The 12,020-nt window shown below is 41.6% G+C and carries 12 protein-coding genes and 1 other annotated feature; of the genes, 2 read left to right on the forward strand and 10 right to left on the reverse strand.

The window, feature by feature from the left end; genetic code table 11:
* A partial coding sequence (locus tag KTHG_RS06030; RefSeq protein WP_139992742.1) for an SDR family NAD(P)-dependent oxidoreductase occupies window positions 1-289 on the reverse strand: 289 nt, incomplete at its 3' end.
* Window positions 276-1,223, reverse strand: a complete 948-nt coding sequence (locus tag KTHG_RS06035) for an MBL fold metallo-hydrolase (RefSeq protein ID WP_139992197.1) — start codon at window positions 1,221-1,223, stop codon at window positions 276-278. The genes KTHG_RS06030 and KTHG_RS06035, both read right to left, overlap by 14 nt.
* A gap of 128 nt (window positions 1,224-1,351) precedes the next feature.
* Window positions 1,352-1,561 (forward strand) — a binding site (T-box leader).
* A 45-nt stretch (window positions 1,562-1,606) separates the two neighbouring features.
* Between KTHG_RS06035 and proC the strand changes: the two genes are divergently transcribed.
* Window positions 1,607-2,413 (forward strand): pyrroline-5-carboxylate reductase, encoded by an 807-nt coding sequence (gene proC, locus KTHG_RS06040; RefSeq protein ID WP_126990144.1) that lies wholly within the window; start codon window positions 1,607-1,609, stop codon window positions 2,411-2,413.
* A 225-nt stretch (window positions 2,414-2,638) separates the two neighbouring features.
* Here the strand turns inward: proC and KTHG_RS06045 are convergent, their stop codons facing one another.
* The 6 genes from KTHG_RS06045 to KTHG_RS06070 all read right to left on the reverse strand — a co-directional run bounded on the left by KTHG_RS06045 (window position 2,639) and on the right by KTHG_RS06070 (window position 10,029).
* On the reverse strand, window positions 2,639-2,833 hold the full coding sequence (locus KTHG_RS06045) for a hypothetical protein (protein ID WP_126990145.1): 195 nt from the start codon (window positions 2,831-2,833) through the stop codon (window positions 2,639-2,641).
* A gap of 94 nt (window positions 2,834-2,927) precedes the next feature.
* Window positions 2,928-5,996, reverse strand: a complete 3,069-nt coding sequence (locus tag KTHG_RS06050; RefSeq protein ID WP_139992199.1) for an AAA family ATPase — start codon at window positions 5,994-5,996, stop codon at window positions 2,928-2,930.
* On the reverse strand, window positions 5,984-7,150 hold the full coding sequence (locus tag KTHG_RS06055) for an exonuclease SbcCD subunit D (RefSeq protein WP_139992201.1): 1,167 nt from the start codon (window positions 7,148-7,150) through the stop codon (window positions 5,984-5,986). Before KTHG_RS06055 ends, KTHG_RS06050 begins: the two co-directional genes overlap by 13 nt.
* 86 nt (window positions 7,151-7,236) lie before the next feature.
* Window positions 7,237-8,574, reverse strand: a complete 1,338-nt coding sequence (locus KTHG_RS06060; RefSeq protein ID WP_139992203.1) for a sodium-dependent transporter — start codon at window positions 8,572-8,574, stop codon at window positions 7,237-7,239.
* A gap of 131 nt (window positions 8,575-8,705) precedes the next feature.
* On the reverse strand, window positions 8,706-9,119 hold the full coding sequence (locus tag KTHG_RS06065; RefSeq protein ID WP_126990149.1) for a PaaI family thioesterase: 414 nt from the start codon (window positions 9,117-9,119) through the stop codon (window positions 8,706-8,708).
* A 133-nt stretch (window positions 9,120-9,252) separates the two neighbouring features.
* Entirely contained in the window at window positions 9,253-10,029 is a 777-nt protein-coding gene (locus KTHG_RS06070) for an alpha/beta hydrolase (RefSeq protein WP_126990150.1), read from the reverse strand.
* Between the two features lie 397 nt (window positions 10,030-10,426).
* Here KTHG_RS06070 and KTHG_RS06075 point away from each other — a divergent pair, with 397 nt between their 5' ends.
* Entirely contained in the window at window positions 10,427-10,648 is a 222-nt protein-coding gene (locus tag KTHG_RS06075; RefSeq protein WP_139992205.1) for a hypothetical protein, read from the forward strand.
* A 50-nt stretch (window positions 10,649-10,698) separates the two neighbouring features.
* Here KTHG_RS06075 and trhA read toward each other — a convergent pair whose 3' ends face one another.
* Together trhA and KTHG_RS06085 are read right to left on the reverse strand one after the other, a co-directional pair.
* Window positions 10,699-11,346 (reverse strand): PAQR family membrane homeostasis protein TrhA, encoded by a 648-nt coding sequence (gene trhA, locus KTHG_RS06080; protein ID WP_186439507.1) that lies wholly within the window; start codon window positions 11,344-11,346, stop codon window positions 10,699-10,701.
* Window positions 11,347-11,360: 14 nt separating this feature from the next.
* Window positions 11,361-11,915, reverse strand: a complete 555-nt coding sequence (locus KTHG_RS06085; RefSeq protein ID WP_139992209.1) for a hypothetical protein — start codon at window positions 11,913-11,915, stop codon at window positions 11,361-11,363.
* Window positions 11,916-12,020 lie beyond the last annotated feature (105 nt).

Consider the following 12,020-nt stretch of genomic DNA (forward strand, 5'->3'; position numbering starts at 1 on the left):
CATGAATGGCCGCATCCTCTAACGCCGCAGCATACTCAAAAGTGCCAATGCCAGCATTAATAATCGCCACATCAATGTTTGGGAGTTGATCAACGAGTTGCTGCAGGGACGCTCGATTCGTTAAATCTGCCGCAATCGTCTCGAGTCGCTGCTTTTTTAATTGCTGTAGCTTGACCTCATTACGCCCAGTCGCAATCACGCGATGCCCCTGCGCATGTAGCTGTATCGCTAATTCAAAGCCAACGCCTGAGGTCGCACCGGTCACTAATACCGTTTTATACTTGCTCATAGCGCGCTACTCCCTCCTCGTCTAGTGTTCGTACTACAAGACCTTGATCCTCCAAATAATCAAGCTGTCCTAATGTCGACGACAATGTTAAGCCGAGCTCTGCCTGCATTTTTGTTGGATAAAAGCGTTTTGTAATCTCAAAAACAGATAACGGAGCATCAATTAAAGCATAGGCACGCATGGCACGCTGATGCTGTTTTTCTAGTCGCACGGCTACAAGCTCGGTGGCATTCGTAATTACATTGCCATGCCCTGAATAGACACGCTCAAAATCATAGGACGCTAATTTTTTTAATGAGTCATTGTATTGTAGCTGTGATTTCGGGCGTGGTCCGGTCATGCCCATTGGTACTTCAACGAGTGGATTTGAGGCGATAAAGTCAATTAATAAATCGCCACCAAAAGCATAGCGCGCGTTTTCATCGACAAACATGAAATGACTTTGCGCATGCCCAAGCGTTTCAACTGCCACGAGATTTGGATGCCCTGGTAATGTATCCCCGTCTTTTATTATAGTAGAAAGTGGTGTCGTCCCCATATAATCGACCTCACGAATCATCTTATCAACCCAGCGATCATACAATTGTGGTACGCCCTCTTCAGCTAGTTGTTCTTTATAAAATAGGCGCTGATAATTAAAAAATGCTTTATCGCGGCGTAGCCAGTAATCATTATAGGCATGACCAATCACATCCGCCTTCACAAATGCATCTGTCCAGCCAATATGGTCTGGATGATGATGCGTTAAAATGACCTGTTCAATATCTTCAAAGCGATAATTTTGCGCTTTCAGGCCTGCCTCTAGTGCCTCATAGGCCGGCGGAAATTTTGTCCCAACATCGATGATGGATAATGTATCCCCTTTTATTAAAAATGAATTTGCTGTCCCTACCCCAAATGGTGTCGGTGTTTCAATGCGAATAATTTCTTCCATAATCCAAGTCCCCCTTATGTCACTACATTCTTATCATACCCGTTTTTTAAAGGGACGTCATTTTCTGATTATTCCAAATTCAACCATTGACTTCTATTTATCATTATGCTTATAATCATCACATATACATTAAGGCCAAGACAAAGACTAGTACATTACATCACTTCTCTAAAGAGAGCATCGTGCTTGCTGCAATCGATGCGTGAAGTCGTAGTGGAACCTACTTTTGAGCCGCTATGCAAACATAGCCGTTTCCTTAGCGATAACAAGGAATGAGGTGCGCTAGTTCAACTAGCGAATCAAGGTGGTACCGCGAATACAACATATTCGTCCTTTCGGATGAGTATGTTTTTCTTTTTGCTTAAAATGAAGGAGGAGACAATATGAAAAATATTTTATTTATCGGTGCAGGGTCCATGGCAGAGGCAATTATCCATGGCTTAACAGCACAACAAGTGATCGATGCAGCGCATATTTTCGTTACGAATAAATCAAACGAAGCGAAATTAACTCAATTACATGAGGCATACGGTATTTCAGCAACGTACGAATTAGCTGACGCCTTACAGCAGGCCGATTTAGTCGTTCTTGCGATGAAACCAAAAGATGTCAAAGCGGCACTTGAAAAAATCGCGGCACATATTCCAGCACAGACGCCTGTACTATCAATCGTGGCGGGTTATGCGATGGCATCGATTGAAGCCATTTTAGGTGCACGTCCATTAGCGCGTATTATGCCGAATACATCGGCACAAATCGCATTAAGCACGACAGGTGTTGCGTACAATGCGGCCGTTAATGATGGAACAAAACAAGCGATTACGACGCTACTCCAATCGATTGGTACCGTCATTGAAGTAGAAGAAGATCAGCTTCATGCGGTGACTGCTATATCAGGTAGTGGTCCAGCTTATTTTTACTATGTCGTTGAAGCGATGAAGGAAGCCGGCTTAACGTATGGCTTAGATGAACAAACGGTGAAACAACTTGTCGTTGAAACGATGGCTGGTGCGTCAGAAATGTTAAAGCGTGTTGATGAGGAGCCTCAATTACTGCGTAAAAAAATTACGAGCCCAGGCGGTACAACCGAAGCGGGCGTCAAAGCACTTGAAAAATTCAATGTGAAAGAAGCCTTCACGACATGTATTGCTGATGCGGAAGCAAAATCACGTGAACTAGCAAATAGTTAATAGACTATATAAAGAAACTGAGACAAAACACGTCATTTTTCTTTTTTAGCGTTTGCAATGAAAAACCGGAACTGTGCTATGGCGCGGTTCCGGTTTTCTTATGCTCATAGGGGCGGTTGTTACACGTATGTCAAAGCCTCTTTTTTATTAAAAAAAGCACATTCACCGTCTTTCATACGCTGAATGTGCCTGAGTACTTTATATGTTCGACGTCAACAAGACGCTTTATTTTTTCTTTTTAATTGTTTTCATACGGAATGTAAACAATGCCAAAATCAGAAAAAAGATCATTAATCCAAAATAAATTTTGTCATAGTTCGTTTGTTCAATTGCTGTAGTCGTCGCTGCTAATGCTGGATTACTTGCAAATACAATAAACAGCATAGCACTCGTAGCAAGTGCTAGTATATATTTTTCCATATCATTTTTACTCCTCAAAACGACTCGTATATCGTTTTTTATTTAACACTGCTATTTATGATACGCATTTCAAATTCGCAAGTCAAGAACACACCTAGTCGATATGGAACTTCGTATGACTGTAGCCCTCACGTAATTTTTTCACTTCAAGGACTGCCGGTATCGCCTCTTTTAAACCCGCAACATGTGAAATAACGCCAATCATACGACCGGATTTTTGTAACTCAACAAGCGTATCAATCGCCTTAGCTAGTGCCTCTTCATCTAATGTCCCAAAGCCTTCATCAATAAACATCGTATCAATTTCGACTTGGCCGCGGTAGCTTTGAATAATATCACTAATACCAAGTGCTAAGCAAAGCGCCGCATTGAATTTTTCGCCGCCCGACATCGTTTTCACATCACGTGTTTGACCCGTGTAAGCATCGTAAATGTCTAAGCCAAGCCCACTTTGCTTGCCATGAGATTCTAAGCGCTCACTACGCTGTAATAAAAATTGGCCATTTGATAATGGCTGCAAGCGTTCATTCGCCGCTTCGATAATTTGCTCTAAATATTCGATTTGTAAATAACGTTCAAAAGAAATGCGCTGCTCATTATTGCCTCGCAGTAGGTCATACAGCGCAATAATATGTGTGGCACGTTGTTCAAGCGCCTCAATTTGCGCACGATTTTCATCGAGTTGCTGCATAAGTGCCTGTGTATTTTTCACATAGCTTTTCGTTTGCTGCCAGTTCGTGAACAATTGCTCTCCTTGTTGGCGCGCCTGCTGTAGCTGTGCCTCTATCGTCGCCATATCATGCGGCTCCTTGCCCTCTAAATGCTGGCGTTTTTCACACGCCTGTGTTGTTGCATACAGTTGCTGTGCAAATTGCTCAAGCTTCGCGCGCATCGACGGCATTTGCGGAATAAAATGCTTCATCTCCGTATAGTGCTGACCGTTGTCAAAATGTTCGAGAACACGCTCTTTAAAATGCTCCTGTGCTTCTTGAAGATTATGCACAGCTTCATCGATTTGCGTCGTTAAATGCACATGGTCATTTTTTGTTAGTTGCAGCGTTTGGGTCGCCTGTTCAAGTTGCTGACGTACCGCTTCTACTCGCTGCTCAAGCTGTACTTTTTGATGCTCAATAGTCGTTAAATACTGTTGTAATTCCGCTTTCGTACCGTATTGCTCCGGCAGTTGCTGCTGTTGCTCTTCTAATAAGACGGTATTGGTCTGAAGTTGTTGCTCTGTTACAATCAACTGCTGCTGAAGCGTTTGCTGTTGCTGTGCAAATTGCTTTAATTGCTGCTCGAGCTGTTGGAGCGTTTGCTGTTGCTGTTCTGCTTGCTTTTGTGCCTGCATTAACTGTGCAACCTGCGCCTTTATGTGCTCATAACGTGTTGTTGTATACGTACGTGTTGTATCGATTGCTAGTGCATCACATGCTGCTGTGGCTTCATTTAGTTGTAGCTGTGCAGACTGCCATGCACTTTCCGCACGATAATACATACGTTGCGTTGCTTCATACTGCATGCGTTGCTGTTCGAGTACCTGCTCATCTACAGCGTCACTCAGCTGTGCATGAGCGGGATGATCGGCTGAGCCACATACTGGACACGCTTCCCCGTCTACTAGTTGCTGTGCTAATGTATACGCTTGATTACGCAGCGATATTTGATGCATCGTTTCATAGGCGGTTTGTGCTTGCTGCTGCTCCTTTTTTGCTTCTTGTAGCGCTTTTGCAAGTGTTTGAAGCTGTGTTTTTCGCTGCGTGAATTGTGTATAGGCGTTGACCTTTTTTTCCTCATCAAACAGTTGTTGCTGTAACATCGGCAAGGCATGAACGGCTTCCATCGCCTGTGTATACTGTGCTTTTTGCGTTTCGAATGTTGCCATGACCTGTTGCTGCTCATGATGGTTTTTTTGCACTTGTTGTTGGTGTCTTTGAAGCTGTTGTTGTAACGTTTGTTGACGTGCCTTTGAATCATCGACACGTTCATACATTGCGATAAGTGGCTGCCATGTTCGTAGCTGTTGCTCGAGTACCGGTAGTTGTTTTTTATCCTCGGTTACCTGTTGCCATTGTAGCGTTATTTCTTCATGCTTCTTGATTGCATCTACAAGCTTCTCTTGTAATGCTGGCAACCGATTTTCTAATTTCTTCTTATGCTGATTTAATGTATGGAACTGCTCATCATAGGGCGCAAGCTGCTGTGCCTTCTCCGCAAAGTCATATTGTTTTTGCATTGTGTCGATTGCGGGCTGTTGCTCGTTCAACTTCGTTAATTCTGTTTTTAGATTCTGATACGTTGTTAACTCTTCGTTGAATTGACGAGCTTTTGCACGCATTTCCTGTAGGGCATTTTGTTTATCCATGGCCTCTTCATATGCTTGTTGCTGCCCCGGTAATAGTGCTTCATAATGCTGCTGTTCTTCCGCTAATGCTTGCACTAAGCGCGCTGTTGTAAAATGTTCCTGTGCTAATAGCTGTTCAAGTGAGCTCGCTTCGCGCAGTGGCAACGCTTGGTGAATGGTACGTACTGTATGTTGCTGAAGTGCCTGCGCTTTATCTAATGCTTGCTGCGCATCATTGCGTTTGTCTTTTAAGCGATGCACCATATCGTCATATTTCATCGTTTTAAAGATTTTACGTAATATTTCTTCTTTATTTGCTGTTGTTGATGTTAAAAGCTTTTGGAATTCTCCTTGCGGCAGCATGACAATTTGTTTAAATTGCTCTTTCGTTAAGCCAAGCAGCTCACGAATTTTATCGCTTACTTCCGTGGCCTTTTGTTGGTCAACGAGTGGCACATCGCCTTGATCCGTTACCTCATAAAGCTCAACTTTCCCAGGTGTTTCCGATTTATTGCCAGCTTTTTTATACGGTAGCTGACGATAAACGCGGTATGTATGGCCCTTCATCGCAAATAATAGCTCAACAGAAGTCGCTACTTTATCGTCAGCAAAATGACTACGTAAGCCTTTCACTTCACTGCGGTCCTCACCACTAGCTGCACCGTAAAGCGCATAAAAAATGCCATCAAAAATGGTCGTCTTCCCAGCACCTGTCGTCCCAGAAATAACGAATAATTTACGGTCACCTAGCGCACGAAAATCAATCGTTTCACAGTCCTTATACGGACCAAAAGCGGTCATTTTTAGTTCTAACGGTTGCATTCGTAATTGCCCCCTTCACGTTCATTTTGTAGTTGCTCGGCTAAGAGCTCATTAAATAATGATAACGTATCATCCGGTATATCACCCGGTAGCATTTCGGCATAAAATGCTTTAAACAAAGCGACATCATCCATTTGACGGCGTGATGTCGTCTGCTGCTTGTCGTTTACATGAACGATTGTTTGACGCTCGACATGCATCGCATTTTTATAAATGCCACGAATTTTTTCCATCGGTGATAAAATCGGCTGCTCATCTAATAGCGTCACGAAAACATAATCATCGCTCGGCTCGCTCGCTAAAATATCCGCCATATACGCTTTAATGCGGCGCATATCACGTAGGGGCTGTAGCTCTTTTTTCGTAATCGTTGCTTGCTCTGTTGACAGCTCTACGACTAAATAGCCTTTTTTATGATGTTCCTCAGAAATCGAGTACTTCAGCGGTGACCCCGCATAGCGAATCGTTTCCTTGCCAACGAAATGGGCGCCATGTAAATGACCAAATGCTGCATAATCAAAGGCGTCAAAAAGCGCGGCATCAATGCATTCAGAGCCACCAATTGCTAATGGACGTTCGCCTTCACTATCCTTCTCTTCCTCTACACCACCCTTTGTTACAAAGGCATGGCCAACAAAAACATGGCGTGCATCTGCCTTCATTTTTGGGGTAATCGATGCCATAATCGCCTCCATCGCCTGCTGGTGTGTGCGAATGCTATCGTCATTCAGGACATAACGTACTTCGGATGGGTCCATAAACGGAATTAACCAGAAATACACTTCGCCTTCGTCATCTTGTAAGCACACTGGCTCACTGTCTGGGGTCCATTTCCCGACCATATATAAGCCACTTTGTGTCATCAGTGACGTCGCAAAATCAATGCGACTCGCACTATCATGATTCCCTGCAATCGCAAGTACTGGAATACCGCGCTCGATGACGATTTTTTGTAGCGTATCATCTAATAATTGAATGGCCTCCGTTGGTGGAATGGAGCGGTCGTATAAATCGCCCGCGATAATAATGGCATCTGGCTTTTCTATATCCACATGCTCGATAAATTGATTTAAAATATGACGCTGATCTGCCGTCATATAGACCGATTGCACAAGTTTTCCTAAATGCCAATCGGCGGTATGTAAAATTTTCATGCGTCCATCCTCCTCGAATGTTTGTTCTGATTCATATTATAGCAACAAAAAAAAGATAGCACCATGAACGGCACTATCTTTTCGAATTAGTGACTAGCGGTATACATTAGCACGATGGCGATAATGACCGGCACAATGAAGGTCATTAAAAAGCGCCATACGCGGTAATAACCTGTTGAAATACGGTTACCGCTGAAAAATTCTTGCTCGACTAAGTTTTTATCCACTTTATGGACGATGAAAATCGCAATTAATAAATTGCCAAGTGGTAGCATAACATTACTCACTAAATAATCGGTTGCATCAAATACCGTTTTACCGAAAATTGTCACATCGCTTAATGTAGACGTTGATAATGCGGCCGGAATCGCAGCGACTAACACAATAACACCTAGTAAAATCGTAATCATGCGGCGTGCATTTGGGAATTTTGCCTCAAATGCAGCAACGATAATTTCGTATAAGCTAAATGATGATGTCAACGTTGCAAATAAGAACAGCAATAGGAAAATTGCGAAGAACACTTCACCAAATGGTAAGTGACCAAAAACAGTTGCGAGGACGACGAATAATAACCCCGGTCCTCCTGTTGGTTCAAGTCCTGTTGCGAAAACGGCTGGGAAGATGGCAAGACCTGCTAATAATGAGACAAAGATGTTCATTAAAACGACAGAACCTGCTGAATATGGTAAACTTTCATCCTTTTTCAAGTAGGAGCTATACGTCACCATACAAGAGAAGCCGACTGCGAGCGCAAAGAACGATTGCCCAAGCGCATACAACACACCTTCACCGGTAATTTTTGAAAAGTCGGGTTGTAGGAAGAATTGTACCCCTTCCATCGCTCCGTCTAATGTTAATGAGCGAATAACTAAAATGACAAAGAATAAAAATAATAACGGCATCATAAATTTATTTGATTTTTCAATACCATTTTGCACGCCTAATGCGACCACAATGACATTTAATAATGTAAATAATGCGACACCTAAAATTGTAATACTAGGACTTCCGACCGTTTGATTAAACATGTCACCTGCTGAAACACCTGGTACGATGGCTTTGCCAGCTAATGCCTTCACAGTGTAAATTAAAATCCATCCACCTACTACACTATAAAACGATAATAATAGGAAACAGCCGATAACGCCGAATTTCCCAATCCATGTCCATAATGATTTTGGGGCTAATTTTTTATACGCAGAAATTGCTTCTTTTTGCGTGCTGCGTCCAATAATAAATTCTGAAATTAGCATCGGTAAGCCTATTAGTAATGTGAACAGCACAAATAATAAGAAAAATGCGCCACCACCATTTTCACCGGTCACATATGGTAGCTTCCAAATCGCTCCGAGACCAATCGCGGCACCTGCTGATGCCAGAATAAAGCCAAGTTTTGTTGACCATTGACCTTTTTGTTGCATAAAAACTCCTCCAAACTCTGCTCTAGCCGGAATAATCCGGGTTCACCTTACTCTAGCAGGCTCTCCCACTAGCCAGATGAACAATCCTATTCTAACATTAAGGACACTAAAAAACAGGGATTTTAAGAATTTTAACGTACCGGGAATGTCATTAGGCTTGTGACCACATCGCCAACGAGCTTGCCCTCCTGTGTAATTTCGACTTCGCCGTAAAGCATCGTGCGCCCACGACGTTTTAAACGAGCCGTAAAAATAGCGGTACCTAAATGAATCGGACGATGGAAGGTCGTCACTAAATTCACACTCGTAAACGTATAACCTTCTTCCATTACAAGCGCTCCAGCATAGCCAATTGCGACATCCGCAACTGCAGCCGTAAATCCTCCAAGCGCAATACCTGCTCGGTTTAAATGTTGTTCCTCAATCGTCCATTCACAGACGACTTCATTCGTTGCCATATCCCCACCAATCACCTTTACCCCCAGTAAACGCTCGCTTTCTGGAATATCAATCTTCCCATCTATTACATCTTGAATTGTCGCCATCAAAAATCCCCCTTTTTGCTTTCTTAACATCATTATATGCTCGAAAAGACGCATTTGCACGCAAAATGAATAACCATTCATAGTTTTCATATAAAAAAACACGCTCCAATTGGAGTGTGTTTTATCGTTATTATTATAGTGCTGCTACTTGTTTTTGTGCTACAGGTACGCTCCAGTCCAATGTATCAAGGAATTCAACCGTATCTTGGAATACTTTTTCGCGCTCTTTTCCTAGTGTAATAATGTGACCTGAATTTTGGTACCAGATTAATTCTTTGTCATCTGTTTCAACGGTATCGTAAATAAATGGTGCACTTTGTTGGTATAAGTCATCATCTAATTTACCTTGTAATACAAGTGTTGGTGTATGAATATCTTCAATTTCATCACTTGTATGAGCAATCATTTTTTGTACTTCCGTTAAGGCATGACGATCCATCATTTCTAAATCATCTAATTCCATTTGAACTTGTGCTTCTGGTTTACCTTCTAAGCGTTTGTAAACTTCCGCATATTTATAAAGACGTTCAAATAGTCCTTCTTTTGAACGACGTTTGATAGGAGCACACATTGCGACAACACCCTTTACCGGGAATTCTGCTCCGACTTTCAATGTAAATACGCCACCAAGAGAAATTCCTGCTACAGCAATTTCATCATAGCCTAAGTCTTTAAGGTGCATGTAACCGCGTGTTACATCTTCCCACCAATACTTAGCGCCATAGTTTAAAATTTCCTCTGGATCGACACCGTGACCACGATACATTGGTGCATGGCATGTATAGCCGCGTTTATTTAAAAATTGGCCAAGTTTTTTCACGTCTTTTGTACTTCCAGTAAAGCCATGTAATAATAGTACGGCGCGTTTGCCACCTTCTAATGTAAATGGTTGAGGTGCTAGTAGTTTCATGTAAAACGTCTCCTTTATATTAATCCATTTAATATGTCAATTGTTTATAGTTATAAATAAGTTTTTTTATGAATAAGTTGCACAAATTTTGTACACAACTTGAAGCTACATACACTCTAACACCTTTCTTCAATAATGTACACTATATAAACCTTAAATTACTTATGCGTTTTTGTAATGATTATGATACCTTCAAGCATAAGCAAAATCCCGTCATATCAAGGGTTCGTGAAGTTCTTCACAATCTTTCTCCGTTGTCTATATTTTCTGTAAATTTATCTATATCATTTTGAGATGAAACCCTTCTAATATGTTAATTCGGCGTTTTTTTATCGCTAATTACGACGTATTTCCCTATTTACTACAAGACTTTTTGCGTTTTTATAGGAGGGAGTTTATGATTAGAGGAGGGGGCTTGTCGTATGCAAAAAGAAAAAAACAACTATTATTCGCGATTGGTGGCATCGTTGCTACAGGTGCTATTACGGCCATTGCTTTATCCAAATCAGATAAATTATATGAAGCGCAATTTAAAAAACAGGCGGATGCAAACGTTCGTCATAATATCGATGAAATCCGCGCACGCTTAAACCAGCTTGAACAAGAATTTGATAATTAATCGTTCATAGAAAAAGCCGAAATTGCAGGACGCAATTTCGGCTTTTTTCCTTATACATATAAATAAATGCACACATACATCGCAAAACTCCCAAATAATACGAGCACATGCCATACCGTATGACTAAATAGTAATTTTGTTTCCTTGAAGAAATATACACCACTCATGAAAAATGCCGCGCTCAGAAGAAGCCAAAACATCCCTGGCCAGCCGATATGATGGAAAATCGGAATAATGGCAAGCATCATTAACCACCCAAGTGCTACGTATAACTGGATAGAAATACGCTGAATCTTTTTATAATAAAATAATTTCAAGATAATCCCTGCCGTACCTAGCACACATACGACGCTAAAGATTACAATTCCTAGCGTGCCGCCAACTGCAATCAGCATCATCGGCGCATATGTTCCAATAATTAGCATATAGATGGCGGAGTGGTCAAGTTTACGATACAGTTCGCGCCATTTTGAATACGATGCATGAAAAATCGTTGATGTAGCAAATGATAGCATCATCGATAGCATAAAAATACTATAGCTAATCCATTCTATTTTTGTATTCGCTTGTTTTAATAAGAAATACGCCATCGGTAGCGTAATGATAAGTGCGACCGCGTGGGAATAAGCATTCCATAGTTTTTCAGCTACCTGCTGTTCACGGGTTTTCTTTTTGACTCGTTCTAAAAACGTCGTCACCACGTCCTTTGTTATTATTGAAATCGATTTTCTACTTTTAATTTTTTTGCACGTTGATTAATGTGCGCAGCAAACACCTCATATGCAGCGGTTTGCTGGTTTCGTGCATGACGATACAGTTGCGTCGCTAAAAGAGCATCTTCTTGCTGTTTTAATAACGCACGCGTATAGCCCCATTCCTTATTTAAAAATGTATTACGTGCTTGTAAATATGTGATAAAATAACGCACTAGCTCCTGATTCGCTGGCTCCTCTATCGATGCATAATACGTCTCCATTTCCATAAGTTCTTTGCCTAACTGTTCATGAAATTCACGAATTGCCAAAACAAGTTCCTCCGGTAGCTCATTTGTTTCCACTACCCGCGCCCTGCTTTCTTCATCTAGATAACGCGCATATAGTTCATTTTGCTTTGTGATGGAAAAATCCACATAGCTTCTCCATAACCTTCCTTCGAGTTGTTTAAACGATTCTTTTGTATCATCTGATTTTTTTAGTGGCGAAGATGATTGCATGGCAAAAAAAAGAACAACAGCAACGACAATCACTCCGATTACTATACCGACCATATGCCTCAACTCCACTACGATATCATGCTCTTTAACACTCCTTCTTATTTTACCGTTGAATTCGCATTTCGACTACCTTTCGATGCATTAATTTTCGCAAATATG

This window comes from Kurthia sp. Dielmo (assembly GCF_000307285.2).
GTDB classification, from domain to species: domain Bacteria; phylum Bacillota; class Bacilli; order Bacillales_A; family Planococcaceae; genus Kurthia; species Kurthia populi.